18 protein-coding genes and 1 pseudogene are annotated in these 21,152 nt (G+C 59.4%); 11 read left to right on the top strand and 8 right to left on the bottom strand.

The window, feature by feature from the left end; translation table 11 throughout:
* Positions 1–384: 384 nt before the first annotated feature.
* Positions 385–612, top strand: coding sequence for a hypothetical protein (locus tag AB4118_RS33335; RefSeq protein ID WP_441493778.1), 228 nt, complete (start codon positions 385–387; stop codon positions 610–612).
* Positions 613–1,030: 418 nt separating this feature from the next.
* Here the strand turns inward: AB4118_RS33335 and AB4118_RS33330 are convergent, their stop codons facing one another.
* Positions 1,031–1,228: a LysR substrate-binding domain-containing protein gene (locus tag AB4118_RS33330; protein ID WP_441493777.1), complete on the bottom strand. Its 198-nt coding sequence runs from the start codon at positions 1,226–1,228 to the stop codon at positions 1,031–1,033.
* On the opposite strand from AB4118_RS33330, the gene AB4118_RS33325 reads away from it, so the two are divergent.
* From AB4118_RS33325 to AB4118_RS33310, 4 genes are all read left to right on the top strand, one after another.
* Complete coding sequence (locus AB4118_RS33325; protein WP_441493779.1) at positions 1,203–1,823, top strand: SLATT domain-containing protein; 621 nt, start codon at positions 1,203–1,205, stop codon at positions 1,821–1,823. The two genes, AB4118_RS33330 and AB4118_RS33325, sit on opposite strands and share 26 nt — an antisense overlap.
* A gap of 464 nt (positions 1,824–2,287) precedes the next feature.
* The gene (locus AB4118_RS33320; protein ID WP_441493776.1) at positions 2,288–3,058 is read left to right on the top strand and encodes a hypothetical protein; all 771 of its coding nucleotides are present in this window, start codon (positions 2,288–2,290) and stop codon (positions 3,056–3,058) included.
* Positions 2,964–3,959, top strand: a complete 996-nt coding sequence (locus AB4118_RS33315) for a hypothetical protein (protein ID WP_441493775.1) — start codon at positions 2,964–2,966, stop codon at positions 3,957–3,959. Before AB4118_RS33320 ends, AB4118_RS33315 begins: the two co-directional genes overlap by 95 nt.
* A 26-nt stretch (positions 3,960–3,985) precedes the next feature.
* On the top strand, positions 3,986–4,600 hold the full coding sequence (locus AB4118_RS33310; RefSeq protein ID WP_441493774.1) for a multicopper oxidase domain-containing protein: 615 nt from the start codon (positions 3,986–3,988) through the stop codon (positions 4,598–4,600).
* On the opposite strand, the gene AB4118_RS33305 is transcribed toward AB4118_RS33310, so the two are convergent.
* From AB4118_RS33305 to AB4118_RS33295, 3 genes are all read right to left on the bottom strand, one after another.
* Positions 4,589–5,050, bottom strand: coding sequence for an EAL domain-containing protein (locus AB4118_RS33305; RefSeq protein WP_441493773.1), 462 nt, complete (start codon positions 5,048–5,050; stop codon positions 4,589–4,591). The two genes, AB4118_RS33310 and AB4118_RS33305, sit on opposite strands and share 12 nt — an antisense overlap.
* Positions 5,051–6,098: 1,048 nt before the next feature.
* Entirely contained in the window at positions 6,099–7,391 is a 1,293-nt protein-coding gene (locus AB4118_RS33300) for a recombinase family protein (RefSeq protein ID WP_441493772.1), read from the bottom strand.
* Positions 7,392–8,671: 1,280 nt separating this feature from the next.
* Positions 8,672–8,914 (bottom strand): helix-turn-helix domain-containing protein, encoded by a 243-nt coding sequence (locus AB4118_RS33295; RefSeq protein WP_441493771.1) that lies wholly within the window; start codon positions 8,912–8,914, stop codon positions 8,672–8,674.
* An 823-nt stretch (positions 8,915–9,737) separates the two neighbouring features.
* On the opposite strand from AB4118_RS33295, the gene AB4118_RS33290 reads away from it, so the two are divergent.
* The 5 genes from AB4118_RS33290 to AB4118_RS33270 all read left to right on the top strand — a co-directional run bounded on the left by AB4118_RS33290 (position 9,738) and on the right by AB4118_RS33270 (position 15,682).
* Positions 9,738–10,064, top strand: coding sequence for a hypothetical protein (locus tag AB4118_RS33290; protein WP_441493770.1), 327 nt, complete (start codon positions 9,738–9,740; stop codon positions 10,062–10,064).
* A 9-nt stretch (positions 10,065–10,073) separates the two neighbouring features.
* A complete protein-coding gene (locus AB4118_RS33285) occupies positions 10,074–10,718 on the top strand; it encodes an HAD family hydrolase (protein ID WP_441493769.1) in 645 nt (214 codons plus the stop codon).
* The gene (locus AB4118_RS33280) at positions 10,703–11,509 is read left to right on the top strand and encodes a metallophosphoesterase (protein ID WP_441493768.1); all 807 of its coding nucleotides are present in this window, start codon (positions 10,703–10,705) and stop codon (positions 11,507–11,509) included. Before AB4118_RS33285 ends, AB4118_RS33280 begins: the two co-directional genes overlap by 16 nt.
* On the top strand, positions 11,506–11,805 hold the full coding sequence (locus AB4118_RS33275) for a helix-turn-helix transcriptional regulator (protein ID WP_441493767.1): 300 nt from the start codon (positions 11,506–11,508) through the stop codon (positions 11,803–11,805). Before AB4118_RS33280 ends, AB4118_RS33275 begins: the two co-directional genes overlap by 4 nt.
* A gap of 1,012 nt (positions 11,806–12,817) precedes the next feature.
* Positions 12,818–15,682: an HAD hydrolase family protein gene (locus AB4118_RS33270; protein WP_441493766.1), complete on the top strand. Its 2,865-nt coding sequence runs from the start codon at positions 12,818–12,820 to the stop codon at positions 15,680–15,682.
* A 350-nt stretch (positions 15,683–16,032) separates the two neighbouring features.
* Here AB4118_RS33270 and AB4118_RS33265 read toward each other — a convergent pair whose 3' ends face one another.
* The 3 genes and pseudogenes from AB4118_RS33265 to AB4118_RS34215 form a co-directional block, all read right to left on the bottom strand.
* Positions 16,033–19,155, bottom strand: a complete 3,123-nt coding sequence (locus AB4118_RS33265; protein ID WP_441493765.1) for an efflux RND transporter permease subunit — start codon at positions 19,153–19,155, stop codon at positions 16,033–16,035.
* A gap of 18 nt (positions 19,156–19,173) precedes the next feature.
* Positions 19,174–19,863: pseudogene (locus tag AB4118_RS33260) on the bottom strand (efflux RND transporter periplasmic adaptor subunit); the annotation flags it as partial.
* Complete coding sequence (locus tag AB4118_RS34215; RefSeq protein WP_465248505.1) at positions 19,754–20,221, bottom strand: hypothetical protein; 468 nt, start codon at positions 20,219–20,221, stop codon at positions 19,754–19,756. The gene AB4118_RS34215 and the pseudogene AB4118_RS33260, both read right to left, overlap by 110 nt.
* A gap of 181 nt (positions 20,222–20,402) precedes the next feature.
* Here AB4118_RS34215 and AB4118_RS33250 point away from each other — a divergent pair, with 181 nt between their 5' ends.
* A complete protein-coding gene (locus AB4118_RS33250) occupies positions 20,403–20,624 on the top strand; it encodes a hypothetical protein (protein WP_441493763.1) in 222 nt (73 codons plus the stop codon).
* A gap of 6 nt (positions 20,625–20,630) precedes the next feature.
* On the opposite strand, the gene AB4118_RS33245 is transcribed toward AB4118_RS33250, so the two are convergent.
* On the bottom strand, positions 20,631–21,152 hold a 522-nt coding region (locus AB4118_RS33245), incomplete at its 5' end, for a methyltransferase domain-containing protein (RefSeq protein WP_441493762.1).

Here is a 21,152-nt window from a genome sequence, read left to right as displayed (position 1 = left end):
CCCGTAGCCATGGCTGTCCTCCTGAGCCCAAAAAAGGGCCCGCGGTGTCCTCCCACAGCGGGCCCAGTCAGGGGTCATGGGTAATGTCGGCTGAACGCGCATGGAAACGGAGGGTTCCGCCAAAACGCAAAAAGGCTCGCCACCCTTTTGAGCGGGGGGCCAACTCGATCGAAGGCCGCGCCAGCCGTGGAGCATTCGAAAACGCCTACGCGTTTTTGCGTCGCTTTGACAGGTTTCGGCTCAGGGCGCCTAATGCCGAGCAACAGGCGTGGTAGGCCTGCGGCCTTGCTGGGACCGTAAGCGCTACGATCGGGTCGCATGCCCGCTCGAACTTGCCGTACGTTTCTGCATCAGTCCAAAATTGGCTCAGTACGGATCAATCCCATGACCAACGCCAAACGCCGCCCGGCGACACTGTCTGCGACCATCACCAATCGTAATGATTATCACCTAGCGCTCGCACGCATTGGCGAACTGGAGGACCTCAGCGAATGCGAGGGGCCCGAACTGAACGCGCTGAGAAGAGCGGTCGAGGACTATCAGTCGCTGTCCAGCCCCGACGGCAACTCAAGGATGCCTGCGGTGGCAGAGTCTTCGCGAAGGCCCTTGTAGGACGGGTGCCGCAGTTTCGGGTCCTTGATCCCGCCGCGAAATGGGATTTCTGCGGCGATATCGGGTTTACCCAGCGCGTGGCGGCGCGTTTGAGCGGTAACGCAGACTTGGCGATCGAGAGCGCATCGGGGGCCTTGCGAAATTCGGCAGCTGAGAGCTCCGTGAACCCCGACCAATACCGCCCGCTTATGAGACTCTGCGCAGCGAGAACGATGCCCGCCCAGTGAGGACGCAGGCGCTTCTCAGCCGACGATGGCGAATGTCTCCGACTGGCGCGCCAGCGCCTCGACCCACCAGCCAGAACAGGCTCCAAAACCGCCATAAACGAACTGAGCGCTGGATAAAAAATTGGGGGGCGACGTCAGCTGACAGTCTTCTCCCTGCGGGGCAGCGAACCCCTTTGAATCGGCCGGCGCTTTTATGGCCGACCGAGCAGAGCATATTCTGATGCCAGAAACTCAAGCAGGGCTCGGACCGAAGGTAGCATCCCTCGCCGCGACGGCAGCGCCGCATGGATGATGCCGGCTCTCGGCACCCAGTCGGGAAGTAGCTCGACCAAGCTCCCTGCTTGGAGATCTTCGCGAACTACCATCAGTTGGATCTGGCAAATCCCCACACCTTCCCCGTCTGATCCCCGCTATCACCTCGAAAGCCAAATTCGCGAGTGTTACGGCCGCTGCGCCTATACCCATAAGATCCACGAGAAGATGGCGGAGCGGCTCGCGACAAGGCAGTGGCTCGGAAAGTGGGCGAATAGCATCCTCTCCGCCCTGATCACTGGGGGGTCGGTCACGACACTTTTCAAGGCGGAGACTGGGCTTTTCCAGTACGCCGATAACGCGACGGCGATTCTCTCAATTCTCAGCCTGATCTTCAACGCCTACCTGAAGGACCTCGACCCCGGAGCTCTCGCCCAGCGACACCGCGAAACCGCTTCCGATATGTGGAACGTCCGGGAATCGGACCAAAGCCTGATCGCGGACGCGCTCGATACCGAAATGCCCATCCAGTCGCTGCGCGACCGAAGGGACGGCCTGCAGGCGGCGTTGAACAAGCTTTACCTTGCCGCGCCGTTCACCGACGACAAGGCCTACGCCAAGGCGAAGACTGCGCTGAAGGACAAAGAAGACCTGATGTTCTCCGAGAAGGAGATCGACGATATGCTTCCGCACACAATGCGGCGGGCGTACAGGAGGGCAGCGCATTCCTGATGCAACGTGAGATGCCCGAGATGGGCCGCGAGCCGACGAACCGCCTAGGCTACGACTTATCACCAGCTTCTCAGCGCGCTGACGCCGCATCAGCATCCATATAGCCAAGCGTGGTCTCGCTTCCGAGGGCACCGAAAACGACCGCGTCCTGCCGCGCCTCTCGCGGGCTCCCGGCCGAACATGCTCTGCGTCCCAGACGCTGTGCATGGCGTCTCACGCGAGGGAATCAGATCTGTTTCGCGATCCCATGGGGAGCTCTCCACGGAGAGGGCCAATGAAGGGCAAGCCTGTCAGAACCGTCGCCTCGTTGGGTGGCGACGTTTGCGCACGCTGACGGAGATATCGATTCGGAATGGACGCCTGGTCCGCTGCATCTCCCGACTTTCGTCCCTTCACACCCGCAAACCGCGGGTCCATAGTGACACGCTACGTGCGGGCGGCCGTTCCAATGTGGTGAGGCGGGCATGTACCTATCGCGCGAGACCACCGGTGTCCGGCTGAAAGAAGCCGCGCATTCTCAGGAGAACCGGCGCGAGATCGGCAGGGCTCTTACGCTGGGGCAAATCACCAAACGCGATCTGCTGCGCTGGGGCTATTTCAGCGCAGGCGGCCTGCTGATGGCGAAGAACGGGTTCGGCCCCTTCGTCGGCAGCGCCTACGCCGACAGCCTGCCGCGCAGCCCGACCTTCGGTGCGGTCAAGTTCCAGACGCCGATGCAGCGGGCCGATCTGCAACGCCCCATCCCGCTGTTGCGTCTGCCCAATGGCGACACGGCGTGGCAAACCACCGGGGGCAGCGCGGAGCTGCCGGCTCGGAACGTCTCCTACCACACCGATTTCACCAATTCCGGCGGCGCGCTCTTCCGCAATCCGGTCACGGGAGCCGGTCCGTTCGGAGGTCGCCCGCCCGGGGAGTTTTTCGCGCACCAGCGCTGGGAGGAGCTCTACCCCAAGCGGGGCTATCTGTTGTCGCTCGGCCAGATCGCCGGACACCGGACCCGGCCAGGGACTGCCGCAGCAGAACGCGAATTCCGTGTGGAGATTTGGGGCCCGGCAGCCCGGGCAGCCAGGCAGTGCCACGGGACTGCGCACGGGTTCGGGGAGCCCTGTTCTGTTCAAGCTGCGCTATGGCGAACCTGTCGTGACGCGAATCTACAACGACCTGCCGGTCGACCGGGCCATCAACGGCGGCTTTGGACGGAACGAGAGCTCGGTCCACTTCCACAACGCCCATAACGGCGCCGAGAGCGACGGTGCCTGCAACGCGTTTAATTTCCCTGGAACCTTCTATGACTACCACTGGGGGATGGCCCTGGCCCGGCGCGACCTGCCGAGCGTCTGGCCGACAGGCGACCGCGACTTTGCGCGCAAAGCCTCCGGTCCCGACGACGGCAATGGCCTGGTTCAGGTCCCGGGTGATTTCCGCGAGATCCAGGGCAGCCTCTGGATCCACGACCACCGCTTCTTCTTCACCGCGCCGAACATCTACAAAGGCATGTTTGGGGTCTGCAACCTCTACAGCGGCCCCGACAGGGGGCGCGAGGATTTCGATGACGGCATCAATCTGCGCCTCCCGAGCGGCTCACAGCTCGGCTGGGGCAATCTCGATTTCGACGTCAATCTGGTCGTCTCGAACCCAGTCTTTGACGCAGCCGGGCAGCTCCGCTTCGACATCTTCGAAACCGATGGCTTCCTCGGCGATATTCTATTGGTCAACAGCACCTTTTACCCGCATTTCGAAGTGTTGCCGCGGCGCTATCGTTTCCGCATCCTGAACGTCTCCGTGGCGCGCTTCCTCAAGCTCGCCCTCGGCGTCAGCCGGAGCGCCAGGTTTTCGCAAGGCACCAAGGTGCCGCTCCACTTCATCGCCAATGACGGAAACCTGGTCGTCAACCCGATCGCCCTGACCGAGCTCGACGAGCAGGGCACCGCCGAGCGCTACGATATCGTCGTCGATTTCTCCGCCTTCGCCCCGGGCGACAGCATCTTCCTGGTCAACCTGTTGGAACAGGACGACGGGCGCAGGCCCAAAGCGTCGACAATCCCGGCAAGGTCTACAACGCCAGCAATCCGCTCGACCGGGATCGCAGCGCCAATTTCTCCGATCCGGAATGGCGCTCCGGCGCCAAGATCCTGACCACCCAGATCCCGGTCGTCGCGCCCGTGCGCGAGCGCACCCTCAGGTTCGGCCGCTCCGGAGAGGGGGATGCCCGCGATGCGGCGAACGGACAGTGCATTCCCGACTGCGCCCCCTTCGAGTCGTTCCCCTGGACCATCGAGGTCGATGGTGGCAGGGCGCATTCGCTCAATGCCAACCGCATCGCCCTCCTCGTCCCGAAGCCCGGGGAGGTGGAGCATTGGACCCTCGTCAATGGCGGCGGCGGCTGGGACCATCCGGTTCACCTCCATTTCGAGGAAGGCGTCACCATCGACCGGGGTGGTGCAGCCATTCCCGCCACCGAGCGGCTGGTGCGCAAGGATGTCTGGCGCCTGCGGCGCGACGGGAGAGTAAAATTCCAGGTCCGGTTCGGGGAGTTCGGCGGCGCCTATGTGACCCACTGCCACAATGCCACGCATGAGGACTTCGCGATGCTGATGCGCATCCAGCTCCTCACGCCTCCGCCGGGCGATCCGGGCTTCAAGGGCCAGCCGCAATACGTGGTGACACAGACGCCGATGCCGACGCCGAACGGCGTCATCTTCAAGCAACCCGAAATCCTGCCGGAAGGCGATCCGCGTTCGCCAAGGATTGCAGCATCCCAGCGCTCAAGCTCCTGACGGGCTCGAGCGATATCCTTGGATTGGCGGTAGATCGGCGTTTGGCGAACCGATCAAAGGCGAAGTGGTCGATAGCCTCGCGGCCAGAAACTCGCGGAATTCCGCCTCCTCGAGCGCCGGTGAGTAAAGAAATCCTTGCGCTTCCTCACATCCCTCCGACCGGAGGAAGGCCGCTTGCGATGCTGTCTCGACACCCTCGGCTATAACTTCAAGCTTGAGGTTGTGCGCCATGGCGATGATCGATCGCACCATCGCGGTATCATCGCGCGTGGCAGCTTCCGGCATGCCAATCACAAAGCTCTTGTCGATCTTGAGTCGGTCCAGCGGGTATCTCGCCAAATAGCTCAGCGAGGCATATCCCGTGCCGAAGTCGTCGACCGTCAGACTGACACCTGAGGGCTGTCGCACGCGCTGGGGCTCGGCCAGTCGCACTTCAGAATGTGTTAACATCTGAAGAAAGCAGGTTCTCGGATGCACTCCATGTCGACCCGCCAGAGCTCTGTCTCGTACGGCTGCATACCGCTTCTCAGGCGGGCGAACTTATCTCGTTGACCATGGCTAGAACGGTGGCGTTGGCCGCTTCCCGAAAGCTCCGATAGGCGACACACTCCCCGCGGAGATGCGAACAATTATACTGGTCGGCGCACTACTGGTCGCCGAACAGGCTTCTGCTTCTAATTTTGGGATGACGGTTGAAAAATTCGTGGCCAGCGTTGTCGCGCGGCCCGAGCTCGGCCTTCGGAACCGTGGTTGCAATCTTGAATATTGCTCCATGTCTGATGGGTCGGAAAAGCGTTGGCTATACATCAAGTGAGACCGCAAGAATGAGGTCGCCCAAGTCCTGTTCGAACTTCCACTTCCTGCAAGCACGTGGGCGAATGGCGCTGAAATCCTTGACCTGGTCCAGTTCAGTCTCTTGATCCCGCCTCTTGGCAGGATTGCCGGCGCCGAAACCACCAGGACCGCCAAAAGCCTTTCCGGCGCTGGAATATCCATTCGCGGCCCAGCCATCGTCTGCTCGGCGATGGTGCAGAAAAATAAGCCGGAGATCATACTGGGCGCTTGCAGCCCGAACTAATCGAAGGCGCACGCAGCCGAGATACAGCCGCTCAGACAGTGCGCCGGATGAATTATGCGAAGAGCGGGTGGTATTATAGCGCTCTTCGCGGGGGTGTGTGGCCTATCCACGGGCTTCGTGATGCTCGGGCTGAACGGCTTTGCCGCAAGCCTCGAGGCCCCCTACGCTCACGCGATATTCATGAACGAATGGGGCAGACTGCTCTGCTCGTATGCCTTTCTAGTGTTGGGCGCCCTGTGCATGAAAGCGACCTCTCGGCTTTCCGGGAGCGTCCTCCTGGCGACCGCGCTGTGCGGAGTTTTTCTCGGCAGTCGGCACGTATCAGCGTTCATGGTCTTGGCGGTTCTCGGTGGGCTTCTCGCTATTGCGGAAGCCGAAGCCATGCGCCGCTGAGAAACCGCTACTCGATGTTTGCGCCTTTCAAGCTTTCACTCTGGGCGCGAGATCTTTGGCTGGGTGCGCTGCAATCCGCCTATCGTCCGCCGCGGTTTTCCATCGCCAGTGCGTTCGAGCGCGTCGACGCGCTGGAAGAGTGGCTCGCAGCCAGTCCCTAGCGGGAATAAACGGCAGAGGTAAGCGCTTCTTCGACATCCTGCTCGATTTCGAGGGCCAGAGCGCGATAGCCGCGCCGGATCGAGGGGCGATGCGCGTCAGCAGTGCTGCGAACTCACCCTCGATCACATTGCGACGGATTGACTTGCCGTAGCTTGCGCAGCTTCGCGTGTGGCAGAGATAGTAGGGATGATGGCCGGAATTACCTCTGGACCAGCAAGCGGTTAAGGGGTTCCCGCAATCATCGCACATGACAAAACCTCGCAAGGGAAAATCCTCATTGAGGTTTCGGCGCTTGGGCGCGCGGTTGATGCCGTTTAGCCTGTCTTGAACGTGTTGATACGTTTCTATCGATACGAGGGCCTCATGATGACCCATGCGAAACGGGATTCCCCAAGCGCCTGATCCAACGAGCCCTGCGTAGGACGGATTCCTCAGAAATTGCCCAATGCGCTGGTGTGTAATTTTACCCGCACGACTTTTCGGAAAAAGCGGCTGCTCCTGACAGAACCGAAGCACATCGGCCACCGTTTCGAAGCGACCAGAGGCATAGCCTTCGAGGGATTCGACTACGACCGAGGCAGAGGGCTCATTACGGACAAGCACACGGCCACTGTGGCCCTGCACCTTGCCGTAAACATATCCGACAGGCGCAGCGAATACGGCATAGCCGTTTGTAAGGCGTGACCGCATCCGCGAGTTTGTCTGTTCCGTGTTGTGAACCCGCTGATAGTCCGACACGACAACGCTCATGTTTTCGACAAGGCGCGAAGTCGAGTCGTTACCGTAGATCATGTGCGGCGACTCAAGGATGCCGCCCAGATCGTTCACAATCCGGCGGAGATCGCCGTGAAGATAAAGGTCGCGGCTAAACCGGTTGATATGGTCAAAGATGATCCGATACCGCTTGTCCGGATTGGACTGCATGTGGGTGAACACAGCGTCCAAGCCAGCACGGTTTCGCGCGCTGCCGCTTAAGTCATCGGTATGTATGCCTTCGACCTCATATCCCTTAGCCTGCGCATACGCCATACACGCGGTGAGTTGTGAGTTGAGCCCATCGCCCGCTACGACCTGCTTTTTGCTTGATACCCGCGCGTAGATTAGCGCGAATTTCGTATCCTCCTGGACCACTGCCCCGTTGGTTCTCGTTGGTTTCATGTGGGCTCTCCTTGCGTGGGAAAATTCTCCGTTTCTTTCGCGGGCTCTGTCTCATTCGCAGATGGGCTGAGTAGTGCTTCAAAAATCGGTCCACATGTGCCGATCGGCAGGTCCATTTCGACCCACGTACGCATGAGGCCCCAAACAACGAGCATCAAATCGGACTTCTGACGTTCCGTCACATCGAGCCCATCAAGGTGATGCGCATAACTTCGTTCCTCAAGGTTAGCTATCGTATGCGCGGGTAAGTGACGTTCGCCCGAGCAAACCGAAAAGAGGGGGGCGTGTTCATTTGTAGTCATATCCGTCCTCCCTTCCTTGAGTCCGGCTAGGATGGTAGACCGTACTTCATACTACGGCATAAAACAATAATTATAGCTTATGTGTTGCTTTCTGACGAATCGACATGAATTTGAAGTCGATATGATCAGGGATAAATACCACAGCGTATGTGGTTATAATGGCGTATTATGCATGATGTTGAATTAATTAAGCGCCGGTGAAAGAAATTATATTTACGTGTTATGGATATACGCAAATTCACTATTCGTCCTGATTTACTGAATTGGGGATTTTGAAAATAAGACGTTTATATCCGTCAATTTTCGGAGATATGAATATCTGCGCGGGACAAAAATCGCATATTATCAAAAATTAATAGGTATTTATTCTACGAATGTTGCGATATAAATCAATGTGATGGCCTTGAAATAGAATCTCTCAAGGCTTTTAATCACATTTGAAAACCGCCCGGCCGAATGACCCAGCGGGAATATTGAAAATGAAATCTGTCACCACGATGAGGCTTCAATTCTCACATCAAAGGCCGCTGCGATCGATCTGAACAAATCGCCGATGTGACAAAAAAATGAAAACGCGATTGGAAAATGCCCCGAAATCCTACCGGCATTCCACGCGGTGAATTGCTTGTTCGAAATTGCGGCGGGGAGAGGAGGCCGTGGGGGGCGGCCTTAAGGTTTAAGGTATCGGATGTGCAGTTGGCCTCTTATGAGGCAACGGATCGCTCAGTCCGCTGGCGCGAGCGCACCGTCGTTCAAGATGATGTGCCTGTACTGATGTGGTCAGCGGTCCCGGGAGACAATCGAATCCGGCCAACCGGGCTACACGCTTCCCGAAGGCTGTGCTTGTAATCGTAGGCCGTTGTCAGTGCGGGAGCTAATTTTCTCGGCGGACGTGAGGATCGTCGCTGCGGTCTCGTCGCTCTTGTGAGTCCTAAATTATCGAGAAAAATGCGCGCCCACGCTGGCCACCGAATTCGCTCAGGTTCTTGGCTCAGGCGTCTCCGCCGGCTTGGCGTGCTCGGTCACGAGTTCGCTGACGGACGCGTCTAGGGCCTGCGCAATTTGCCAAAGGCTCACTGCAGTGGGATTACGCAAGCCCTTTTCGAGGGCGCTAACGTGCGCTCGATCTACGCCGAGCCGTTCGGCAACCTGTGCTTGCGTCAAGCCCTTTGACAGCCGCAATGCTCGGGCGTTGGCCGCTATGATCAAGCGAATATCCATATAGTGCTGTTACGGCGGACGTGCCGTTTAGCGCGACGCGGTTTAATGCGTTGCGCTTTACCGCACATTGTGAGTTATTCTGAGCGGTGAGGACCAGCTAGAGCCGCCGTGGACGGCAGGAAATTAGGGCCACCAACTGTGAACGGTCAACCAAACACGCTCAGAGGCTTTCCCGGTCTGAAATTTAAGTTCCTGCTAGAGCGCGTACAGCGGACCGAAACAAACTTCGAATTGCTCATAAGCGCGGCCGGACCGCGCGATGATCGCGAGAGATGGCTTCGGGCGTTCCAATGTTGGTGCGATTTCCATGACCTGAGTCCCGAAATTATTCATGGCAATTCACGAACCCATAGGACTGCCACCAGGACGCTTGTTGCATGCTGGCCGTCGATACCCGCATTTCTCTTCCGATTGATTGGAGAGGACTGGGCTCGATATTCTCACCAAGATGGAAACGCAGCGTCAGCGGTCGAAGAATGGCAAATAACAGCCCTCCGACAACAAATTAGCAAACTTGAGAAGGGCATTCGACAGGTCGACAGCAGGGTGTGGAAGGACACCACGATTGGTTTTCGACGACCTCGACGAGCCTACAGCACTCGTTTGACCGCGTTCGCGAGATCCGGAGATGGAGCCAGATGACCCATGGTACCAACCTGTCGCCACCTGAAGATGAATGCCGATAATGCGCGCGCCATGCAACCTTGAGGAGTGGCGACGCATACGCCCTCCGAGCCTCGGAGAGTTTTTGCGGGTCGCCGATCGTTGGCGACTGTCGGAGGATGATCAGGTTCGGATTCTGCGGTGCGGATCCGTTGAGCAGTTGAGACGCTGGATCGCGATCAAACAGACCAATGAGGCGTTGGTCACGAGCAGCGATACAGGGGAACGCATTGCTGCCGTCGTCGGAGCGGCCGAGGCTGCAGGATATCTTTACACCTCCGAGGACGAACCACTCTGGCTCCGTGGTTCAATCACGGGACAACCGTATCAAGGCCAGACGCCCTTGAGCCTCATGAAGGAGGGCAGCGTCGAGGACATCATGAACGTCCGTCGGTATCTCATGGGCCTCACTCAGGGCGGCCCTGGTCCAAATGACGTCGATCGCGATTTCACTCCCTACACCGACGATGACTTGAAGTGGGAGTGACGGGTCCTGATGTCGGAAATCCGGGCAATCTGTTTCGATGCGTTCGGGACGCTTGTGAAAATGGTAGATAAACGCCGTCCATTCCGAAGGCTGATGAACGAAAAGGGGACGGATCACCGTGCGGTCGACGTTCTGACCCGCCCGTTGAGCCTTAGAGAGGTTGCCAAAGAACTTGCCATCGTCATCGGCGAGGCGCGTTTGCGGGAACTGGAACTCGATCTTGCCGAGCGGGCTTCTATCCAGCTGCGCCCCGGAATGGCGGTGCTTTGGGCAGCGCTCCGACGGGCTGACTTGCGCATCGGAGTCTGCTCGAATCTGGCTCAGCCTTATGCTGAACCGCTGCTAGCTATCCTCCCAGGTATTCCTGACGCGCTCGTCCTTTCGTTTGAAGTCGGCTTCATCAAGCCACAGCCAGAAATCTTTCATTGCGTTTGCGAGGAACTCGGCCTTCGCGCCGAGCGGATCTTGTTCATCGGTGACACCCTAGAGGCAGATATCGTGGGGCCGAGGGCCGTCGGCATGCACGCCATGACTATCGACGCCTTCGAAGCAGCTGTGAACGGTCGTGAAGAGCGCCGGATATCCGCTGACGAAGTGCAGTCGCCTGAGATCCATCAGCTACTCGAGCGGGTGCGCGAATGCGTCTGCTCGTGATTTCGGACCTTCATCTGGAGTTCGGGCCATTTGAGTTCCCGACGCCCATGCCAGAATTCAACGTGGCCGTTTTTGCTGGCGACATTGGTCAGCCTATTGTCGGCGCGATCGAGTGGATGGCCCGCCAAAGGGAGTCCGGTCCCCTAATGGGATGCCCCGTCGTCTATGTCGCAGGAAACCACGAGTTTTACCGCAGCGAGATGAAGTCGAATCTAGCCGAGGCCATAAGGGTCGCTGACAACGCCGACATTCACTTTTTGCATCGACGGGTGGTCAGCATCAATGGCGTCCGCTTCATCGGCTGCACGCTTTGGACGGACTATCGCCTTCTCGGCACGCCCAAGCCGTCGATGGTCTTCGCCGGGCAGGAACTGAACGATCACCGCCTCATTCGGTATCGTGAGGATAGCGGTCACTACAGTCGGTTCATGCCCTGGCACGCTGCGGCGGAGCACCGGCTCGATCTCGCCTTTATTCGGAGGGAACTAGCAACACCGCATGACGGGCCGACCGTTGTGGTGACGCATCACGCGCCACACCCGCAATCGGTCCAGCCGAGGCACCAGGGAAGTGCGCTTTCGCCGGCCTTCGTCTCGGATCTCAGTGGTGTGATCGAACTGTTTCAGCCTGAACTCTGGATCCATGGGCACGACCATGGGTCGCATGACTATCGGATCGGCAAGACGCGCATTTTTGCAAACCAGGCCGGCTATCCAAACCTCCACGGGGATCGGGAGAACAGAGCTTTCGATCCGCGCTGCATCATCGTGGTGGATGGAGTGCAGACATGAGTGGCTATGACGAAATTCGGTGCGAGATGCCGATGTCTGCCTCCGATCTGGGGCCTGACACGGTGGTTCACACGCGAGCATTCATTGCCGTCTCGGCGAACGCTGGTCTGACCATGGCAGAGACCCGGGTGGCGCTTCAATTGGCGCGCGGCGAGCCGCCGGGTGATGTCGCCCGCAACTCGCACGTCAGTCCCACCACCGTCCGATCGCAATTGGCGGCACTATTCGCCAAGACCAATGCCAAGCGTCAGGCGGAGCTGGTCAAGTTGCTCGCCCGGATCGCTATCCTGCCATGAGGCTTCGGCAAGGCGCATCGGCCGGAGCGCCATCGAGCTCGTGCATCTGTTATTCTTGGCTCTGATTATTTACTGGGGCGTTTGGGGGATTAAGGCCCAAGGTCTCAGCAAAAGCGTGCGCAAACCGCTCAGTGGCAGAGCACAAGACTAGCGCTGAACCGTCGACGGCTCCGATCTGGTGGGTGATTTGCCATTCCGTCAACCAGTTATCGATCGCTTGAAGTCGGCTGAGCAAGTCTGAACTTGGAGACGAGACTGGGTCGAGAGCGGATCGTGCGGATGGCGGCAGAGGGGCGCGCGCTTTCCGAGATCGCGGTTTGCGTCGGTGTGAGCCTGAAGACCGTCCGCGCGCTTCGCCGCCGAGGGCGTAGCCGGGTTGGCCGACCGTTCGTCGCGCCCGCCAGCTCGGCCTGCGCCAGATCAGAACTAAACCCTACGCGCCGAAAACCAACTTGAGTGATCAGAGCGGCCCTTTCTGAATGTCGGTTGCGGAACAAAGTTCTCCGGCAGGGTCGGCCGGTTCCGCTGAAATGGGTCGCACCTCATCCGGTTTCTGCTCACTTCATTCGAACGAATGATGTCGCTCGGTCATTTGCCCCGCTATCGTGTTTTCTACGGAGTATGGGCGATTGAGAGAGCGGCGTCGTGGTGCGCGCTTTGAACCCCAACTGTCCCATCAGCCGTTCCAGCGTAGGTGCCTCCGATGCGAACTCCACCACACTTGAACGGTCCATGAGTGCGAGCCCGAGGCAACCGAGTCGAGCCTCGATGCGCTGCCCCTTCCTATCAAGCTTCATACCTCCCTGGACAAGGGCCGCTGCGCTAGCGGCTGCGACAGGTTTGCGGAAGCTGTGCGGCGGCATATCCGGATTGGGGCCGGGAGGCGAAAGTAACAACGTCGTGCATGGCGCCATTTTTGCAGCCAATTGGCATAGGTTCCGAAATGAACCAAATAAAAATCAGCGCATCGGGGCCTGCTCATCAGAGCAGATTGATGGATATATGCCCACAAGTGACGGAGCTAGCCTTCTACAGCGCCTACACTTGGTGCCTTAATGCTTACCCAGACGTCAGCGATACTATTCAATATCTCGAGCTTGAGATCGGGAAGCTCCAGCTAAACCTGAATGGCTGGCAGACCAACGAAGTCGCGACCAACATATTCCTCCTGTCCTGCGGACTACTGTACGTCGTCGAAGATTATTTGCGCGGGCCATCCGTGAGGATACCGGGGCGTCTGATGACGCGCCTTGGGCGTGGCGCCATGTGGGCAATGGATGGCGCCACGCGCGTCGTGGAAGGAGCGGCGAATATCCGCTTGGACCGGCGTCGGACAAGCATGCGCGGTTGGCAGGAGCGCTGGCAGGCAGGCCTCGGCGATTTCCTCTCAATCCTCGTCAGAGGGCAGCCATTGGCGCCCGCGGCGTTCGCCGAGTCAGCCGCGCGCTTGGCCGAATTGCTGGTATCGCCTCCCCTGCCGCCCGATTTGCAGGCCAAACACGTTGGCGCCCCGACCCTGTTCCGAAGGCTCGATACGACGCATTATGACATCATGGCACTCGGGCAGCGCTTCGCGGACCGCTTTCCGGATCGTTCCGCGGCAATCCTGATCGTGGGGTTGCGCACCTCGGGTTCCTATTTCGCTCCGCTGCTGCAAGCCTGTCTCAAGGCTGAAGGCTACCAGGTGGTGGGGTCGCTGACGATCCACCCGGGCAAGGGTCCCGGCCGCTGGGAGCGTCAACAGTTGCACCATTGTGCCCGGCACGGGTTCACGGCCCTGATCGTGGACGACTCGCCCTACACCACCGGCACGATCGTCCTGGCCCTTGATATCGTGCGTCGAGCAGGCTTTTCCCTCGACAGGCTGAAAGCCCTCGTCCCGTATCATCCAGCAAGCAGAGACTGCCTGAAAGTATTATCCGACCAAATTGTCATCTGCCTCGAGCCCGAGCAATGGCACAAGTATCGTTTGCTGGCCCCGAAACTGGTCGAACAACGGCTGGCTGAGTACTTCCAGGCCCCTGATATCCTCAGCATTCGCCTGGTCGCCAGCAAGGCGGCCGATGATTTCAATGCACGCTTGCAGAGCCTATCGTCAGGCGATCGTGGCGCTCGGCTCAAACGGGTCTACGAAGTTCGCCTCGAGACGCGATGGGGAGAGGAGACCCGGTACGTCCTCGCCAAGAGCGTCGGCTGGGGGTGGCTCGGCTATCATGCGTTTCTCGCCGGCCACCGGCTCTCGGGGTTCGTCCCGCCCATCCTCGGACTACGCGATGGGATCGTTTACATGGAGTGGTATCCTCAGCCGTCATCCGCCCAGCGGCGGGTGGGCGCGCGGCAGGAGCTCATCGAAATATCGGCTTCCTACGTAGCCGCGAGAGCCCGCGGGCTTGCCCTGAGCCGCCCCCCGGGATCGGGCAGCAGCATCAAGCGGCATGAAGATGGCTTTCGGCTGCTGCGCAAGACGTTCGGCAGGGCTTATCCCTGGCTCTTGGGACACACGCTGATGCGGCGACGCCTCGAGCGGCGACTGTGCAGGCACCGCAGCCCACTGCCGACGCTCATCGATGGGAAAATGGGACGTGCCGAGTGGATCATGGGGCCGCACGGGCCTCTCAAGACAGACTATGAACACCACGGCATGGGCAAGTCCGAGTTGAACACGACGGACCCAGCTTATGATCTGGCGGAGACGATCCTGACTTTGGCGCTCTCGCCGGAGGAGGAGCACAAGCTCATCCGGCGATATGTCGAGATGACCGGGGACGAGGCGCTGGAGCAGCGCCTCTTCATCAACAAGTTGCTCGCTGGTCTCTGGACAATGTCCTCGGCCCAGGAACATCTTTTTTGCAAGTCGCAGCCTGCCGACAGACAGCAGCAACTCCATCAGCAGTTCCTGAGCGCCTGGAACTTTCTCACGGAGCAGACTGCGCATTTCTGCGGCGCTCTGTGTCGGTCGTCGCAGGATGTGCAGTGGCGTTCGCCGCTTGTCTCCCTGGATGTCGACGGTGTCCTGGATCAACGCCGTTTCGGGTTCCCGTCGACCACGGCTGACGGGATCGAGGCCGTCTCGCTATTGGGTGCCCACGGATTTTGCGTGGCGCTGAACACGGCCCGCTCAGTCTCAGAGGTCAAGGCCTATTGTCAGGCTTACGGCTTCGCCGGAGGCGTGGCCGAGTACGGCAGCTATATGTGGGATGCGGTGGGCCAGCGCGGGCAAGTTCTCATAGGCGAGGAGGCCACGCGTCAATTGGCCGAACTGCGCGCGCGCCTGCGCCACATTCCTGGCGTGTTCCTCGACGACCGACATCAGTACTCCATCCGGGCCTTCACTTATCAGGCTATGCCGCGCGCGTTGCTCTCCGTCCTGGTGAATGCGCTTCGCGGGTTCGGCATCGGGCCTGGTACCCCCACCCCCCTGCCGCCCCTCGCCATCGCTCATCTGATGACCGAGCTGGGGCTGGACCGGCTTTCGGTCCACAAGACCATGAACGACACCACGATTGTGGCAAAGGAGACTGATAAGGGCGTCGGCCTGACGGCACTGCGCGATTGGGTCTTGAGTCCTGATGCTGAAACAATCGCCATTGGCGATTCGGAAGCCGATCTCCCGATGTTTCGTGTCGCCAGTCGCTGTTTCGCGCCGGCCCAGATCGACTGCGCGCTCCAGGCTCGGCTTCTCGGCTGTCAAATCGCCCCGCACTCCGACCAGAGGGGCCTTCTGGATATCGCTCGCCTACTCGCCCACCCGGACGGCCGCCAATGCGACCACTGCTCGAACCTCCGGAACCTTTGGCCCAGGGACAATCTGTTTCTGGAGACCCTAGAGGCTGCGGACAGGCGCCCCTGGGCAACTCTGATCAGGGCCCTTTGGTGAGGCCGTTGTTGAGGATTTTTCCCGGCATTAGGTAGCAAAGACCACCCGATCGCTCGAGACGATAGCATGATGAATGGCTTACCGCCCTGATGAGGGTCTCAACGCCTCCGAGACGCTCAACCGAACTTTGCCATCAGCATCGTCGGCACCCTCGAAAGCCTAGGCCGCTTGAGAACTCAGTGAACAGTAGCCAATTCATAATCCTCGAACAACTAAACCCCTTGCATAGCATTGGCGTACCGCTGCGGCCAACGAAGCATGAGCCTCGAAAGTCCGGCATTCGGTAGCAAAGACCACCGGGCACCTAGTAACTGACCGAACCGGAAAGGTTCCAGGCTCCTCACCGACGTTCACTCTGCGGCACGAGGAATGCGCGGCAGAACCGCGTTTTCCTCCACCGGAGAGAGGTCCTTCTTCGCTCGACCCGTCAATTTGTTCAGGTAGATGTAGATGATCGGCGTCGTATAGAGCGTCAGTAATTGGGACAGCATCAATCCCCCGACGATCGCGATGCCCAACGGGCGCCTCAGTTCCGATCCGGCACCGATGCCCAGGGCCAATGGCAGACTGCCCAGCAGCGCCGCCATCGTCGTCATCATGATGGGCCGGAAGCGCAACAGGCAGGCTTCATAGATAGATTCCTCTGGACTCACTTCATGGGTGCGCGCTCGCGCAAGAGCGAAATCGATCATCATGATGGCGTTCTTTTTGACGATGCCGACGAGCAGGATCACGCCGATCATGGCGATGAGCGAAAACTCGTAGCCCAGAGCCAACAGGGCCAGGAAGGCCCCTACGCCGGCTGAGGGCAGCGTGGACAATATGGTGATCGGATGGACGAAGCTCTCATAGAGCACGCCAAGAACGATATATACCGCGACGACGGCTGCCAGGATCAGATAGGGCTGGTTGGCAAGGGAACTTTCAAAGACCTTTGCTGAACCTTGATAGCGGGCGGTAAGCCTCGCCGGCTTCGCCATCGTCCGCTCCATGTTGCTTATGGCATCGAGCGCTTCGCCCAGCGAATGGCCCGCAGCGAGATTGAACGAAAGGGTGACCGACGGAAACTGGTCCTGATGATTGATCGTCAGCGGCGCGACTGATGTCTCATAGCTGACAAGAACGGAAAGCGGCACCATTCTCCCGGTGATGGTTGAGCGAACATACAGCCGATCGAGAGCGGAGACATCCTCTTGAAACCGCGGCTCCAGCTCCAGAATGACGTGATGCTGGTCGAGCTGCCCAAAGATGGTCGCGACCTGGCGCTGGCCGAAGGCATCGTAGAGCGTATCGTCGACCGCCTGCGGCGTGACACCCAGCCGCCCGAGGGCATCGCGGTCGATCTTCAAAGTCATGCGTGGCGCGCTTGCCTGGAGGTCGCCCGTCACGTCCTGCAATTGCGGAAGTTCGGAGAGCTTTTTTAGAACCACCGGCGCCCAATGAAATAATTCGGCGACATCGGGATCCTGGAGCGTGTATTGATACTGGGTCTTGCTGATCCGAGCACCGATCTGAACATCCTGCCTCGCCTGCCCAAACAAGAGGATGCCGGGTACCTTCAGAGTGACTTTGCGCAATCTTGCGATCACCTCGGTAGCACTAGCCTTACGCTGGCTGAAGGGCTTCAGGTCGATCATGACACGGCCGCTGTTGACCGTCGGATTGGCGCCAACCCAAGTATAGACCGTCTGCACGTCCGGATCGTTCGTCACGACCTTGGCGACCCGGTGCTGATGCTCGACCATGGCCATGTAGGAGATGTCCTGCGCCGCCTCCGTGCTTCCTTGGATGGTGCCGTTGTCCTGCTGAGGGAAGAAGCCCTTGGGGATGATCACGTAAAGATATGCAGTGCCGACGAGTGTTGTGGCGAACAGGGCCATGATGACGAGGCGGTGTCGGAGCGCGAAACGCAGACTGGCTCCGTAGCCGCGTAGCGAAAATTCGAAAGCATCCTCCAGGGCGGCTGCAAGCCAGCCTTGCTTGCGCCCATGGTCAACCGGTTGCAGCAGTTGTCCGCACATCATCGGCGTAAGCGTCAAGGAAACCAGCCCGGACACAAGGATTGCGACGCTGAGGGTGACGGCGAATTCGCGGAACAGGCGCCCGATCAAGCCGCTCATCAACAACAGAGGTATGAAGACGGAGACGAGCGACAACGTCATCGACACGATGGTAAAGCCGACTTCCTGCGATCCCTTTAGGGCGGCTTCGATCGGGCGCTCCCCGGCTTCGACGTGCCTGACGATGTTCTCGACCATGACGACAGCGTCATCGATGATGAAGCCGACGGCGATGGTCAGGGCCATCAACGAGACATTGTCGATCGTATAACCGAGAACGTACATCACCGCGCAGGAGGCAAGCAGCGAGACCGGAATGGTGATGCTCGGAATGAGCGTAGCTCGAACTCGGCGAAGGAACAGGAAGACCACCAGCACCACTAGGCCGATGCTCAACGCCATCGTGATCTGGACATCGAAGACGGAAGCGCGGATCGTTTGCGTGCGATCACCAAGCACCTGTACCTTGACCGACGGCGGCAGGTTGCGTTGAAGACCGGGAAGAGCGTCCTTCACCAACTGGACGGTTTGATTGATGTTGTAGCCCGGTTGCTTGTGGACATCGATGATCACGGCACGCTTGTCGCCGAGCCATGCCGCTTGGCGAATGTCTTCGACACCATCGACCGCCTTGCCTATGTCGCCGACTCTGATCGGTGCACCGTTGCGATAAGCGATGATGACGGACTCGAAAGATGACGCCGCAAACAGTTGGTCGGTGGCATCGAGCGTCAGAGACTGCCGAGGGCCGTCCAGTGTGCCTTTGGGCGCGTTCACCGTCGCCGTGCTAAGGGCGGTGCGCACCTCCTCGAGGCTAAGACCAAGGGCCGAGATGGCCATAGGGTCGACCTGCACACGGACAGCCGGTTTCTGCTGGCCGTGGAAATCAACCAGGCCTACGCCGGTGATGCGCGAGATTTGCAACGCCAGATAGTTCTCGACGAAATCATCGACCTTCGAGATCGGCAGATCGTCCGAGGTAACCGCTATCGACATCAGTTGGGCGTCGGCGGGATTGACCTTCTCGTAGGTCGGCGGATTGGGCAAATTCCTAGGCAGTTGACCGCCCGCAGCATTGATCGCCGTTTGCACATCGAGGGCAGCGCCATCAATGTTGCGGTTGAGATTGAATTCAATCTGGATGGCTGTACGCCCAAGCGATGAGCTGGAGCTGATCGACGTGACACCTGAAATCAGGGCGAGCTGTTGCTCAAGCGGAGCCGCGACCGAAGTCGCCATCGTCTCTGCGTTTGCGCCAGGCAATTGGGAGGTGATCTGAATGGTCGGAACGTCGACCTGTGGCACGCCCGCGATCGGTAGAGCGAAATATGCCACCAGCCCCACAAGCGTCAGGCCGATCATCACGAGGGCTGTAGCGATCGGTCGGACGATGAAGGGAGCGGAGACGTTCATTTCTGCTGCCTCACATGCTCAATTCATAATCCTTGTTGCGTCAGGCACAATGGTCACCGGCGTGCCCGATTGAATTCTATACTGGCCGTCAATTACGACCTGATCGCCAGGTTCCAGTCCGCTGTCGATGATTGCAATGGCAGTGTTAGCAAAGCCGACTGTGATCGGCTGCTTGCGGACGACACGATCGTGGCCGATTACAAAGGCGTAGGTCTCCTCGGGGCCGCGCAGCACCGCCGTGAGCGGGATTGTCACCACGTTGCGGCGCAGATCGAGCTGGAGGCGGATGCCCACGAACTCTCCTGGCCACAGCGTTTCGTCAATGTTTTGGAATACGGCCTTGAAGCGGACCGTGCCGGTTGCGACGTTAACCTGATTGTCGACGACGGTAAGCTTGCCGGACGCTAGCGGATTGCCGGAGCGGTCAAGAGCTACGACCGGAAGCTCGGCCGCCTTCATGCCAGCCCGCACTTCGGCTAGATTCTGCGCGGGCAGGGAGAACTCGACCCATATCGGATGGATCTGTTTGATCGTGACGATGCTGGTGGTGCTACTCGCATGCACGATGTTGCCGACATCGACAAGTCGGGTTCCCGTTCTACCGTCGATCGGGGATCGAATCTTGCAATAGTCTAGCTGAGTTCTCGCCGCATCGATCGCGGCCTGATCCGACTTTGTGCTTGCCTCCAATTGTGCGACCTGGGCGCGGGCAGTATCCCGTTGCTGAGCCGAATTCGTGCCCTTCGCCGCGAGTTCCTCCGCGCGCGTTCGCTACCAGGGCTTCGTCCTTCAGTTTCGCCGCCTCGGCCTGAGCAAGCGCGGCTTGGTACGGCGCCGGGTCGATCTCGACGAGCACGTCCCCTGCACGCACGTCCTTGCCTTCGTCAAAACCGAACTTTTGGATCTGCCCATCGACGCGGCTGGTCAAATCCACGCTGTTGAACGCGACAACGGTTCCCAACCCTGTCAGGAAGATCGGCACATCGGCACGACGGGCGTCAGCGGCGACGACGGGTACTGACGATACCGCCCCCTCTTCAGCCTTGGTCGATAACCCAATTGGCATCAGCCACAGAGCCAAGCTGATTGGAAGAGCGCACGCGCCGGTCAACCCCAAGACCCAGACACTCGCGCCCCTACGCGACATCAACCCATGTCCTTTGGCGTGGCGTTGGCTGCCGCCAGTCCTGAACCATGATCAATCGGCTAAGACCGTGCAAGATGGCTTTCTGGTCCGGTTGGCTGCGATGGAAGCTTGGATCGATCAATGGGCAATCCCCTATCGCGCCGTCACTGTGCCGCGAGACAACGGAGCTATCCGCATGAGTTTCGCTGAGGAGAAATTCGCCCGTGCTTTTCACACCAATTTTGGGGGTCTTCGCGTTCCAGCTGATAACCTCGCTACCGAACTGGCCGCCGATCCTGCAGTAAACGGCATCCATGAATTTGTTGGGACGCAAGGCGGCTAACTGAGATTAGCCACGTCGCGTCCCAGGCAGGGCTGGGGGCCGCCGCGTGCCAGGCAGCAGGCGCCGGAAATTAGACTGAGACGCTCCGTTGGGGAGGGAGTTCGTTCTTGCGCGATAGCGAGACACGGTCCCTCCAGGTTCGGCCACGGCGGCAGACGCCCGTTGCAGCATGCCGAAATAGTGCGATCGAAAGGCGGGGAAGAATGTCAGCGCCGGATAGAGCGGGTCGGTGAGAGCGCCGAGACGGTAGGCAATGGGGGGAATCAACGTTTTCGAGGCCAGTTCACTCTCAAACTCGGGAAACAGGTCCTGGATGTGGCGCCGTGTCATGGCCCTGACATTGCGGTTCCACGGATTGGGGTAACGCATGTCATACCAGATGATCACTCCGTTCGGAGTCAGGACGCGATTGATCTCGCGCGCCACGTTTCTGGCCATGAGGGGGCTCAAAATCGAGGAGAACACCGTGAAGACCAGGATGAAATCGAAATGCTGGTCGGGAAACGGTACATTCTCCGCATTGGCTTC

Origin of the sequence: Allobosea sp. 2RAB26 (genome assembly GCF_052115465.1) — a bacterium.
In the GTDB taxonomy this organism is placed as follows: Bacteria; Pseudomonadota; Alphaproteobacteria; order Rhizobiales; family Beijerinckiaceae; genus Allobosea.
The sequence above is the reverse complement of the archived record's forward strand: the minus strand, read 5'-3'. Positions and strand labels throughout refer to the sequence as shown.

What these genes read in the sequence shown, in the direction of transcription:
- AB4118_RS33305 (WP_441493773.1), bottom strand. Translation starts at nt 5,050, where the DNA reads ATGTTAACACATTCTGAAGTGCGACTGGCCGAGCCCCAGCGCGTGCGA.
- AB4118_RS33300 (WP_441493772.1), bottom strand. Translation starts at nt 7,391, where the DNA reads ATGAAACCAACGAGAACCAACGGGGCAGTGGTCCAGGAGGATACGAAA.
- AB4118_RS33275 (WP_441493767.1), top strand. Translation starts at nt 11,506, where the DNA reads ATGAGTGGCTATGACGAAATTCGGTGCGAGATGCCGATGTCTGCCTCC.
- AB4118_RS33280 (WP_441493768.1), top strand. Translation starts at nt 10,703, where the DNA reads ATGCGTCTGCTCGTGATTTCGGACCTTCATCTGGAGTTCGGGCCATTT.
- AB4118_RS33285 (WP_441493769.1), top strand. Translation starts at nt 10,074, where the DNA reads ATGTCGGAAATCCGGGCAATCTGTTTCGATGCGTTCGGGACGCTTGTG.
- AB4118_RS34215 (WP_465248505.1), bottom strand. Translation starts at nt 20,221, where the DNA reads ATGCCAATTGGGTTATCGACCAAGGCTGAAGAGGGGGCGGTATCGTCA.
- AB4118_RS33250 (WP_441493763.1), top strand. Translation starts at nt 20,403, where the DNA reads ATGGAAGCTTGGATCGATCAATGGGCAATCCCCTATCGCGCCGTCACT.
- AB4118_RS33335 (WP_441493778.1), top strand. Translation starts at nt 385, where the DNA reads ATGACCAACGCCAAACGCCGCCCGGCGACACTGTCTGCGACCATCACC.
- AB4118_RS33295 (WP_441493771.1), bottom strand. Translation starts at nt 8,914, where the DNA reads ATGGATATTCGCTTGATCATAGCGGCCAACGCCCGAGCATTGCGGCTG.
- AB4118_RS33265 (WP_441493765.1), bottom strand. Translation starts at nt 19,155, where the DNA reads ATGAACGTCTCCGCTCCCTTCATCGTCCGACCGATCGCTACAGCCCTC.
- AB4118_RS33320 (WP_441493776.1), top strand. Translation starts at nt 2,288, where the DNA reads ATGTACCTATCGCGCGAGACCACCGGTGTCCGGCTGAAAGAAGCCGCG.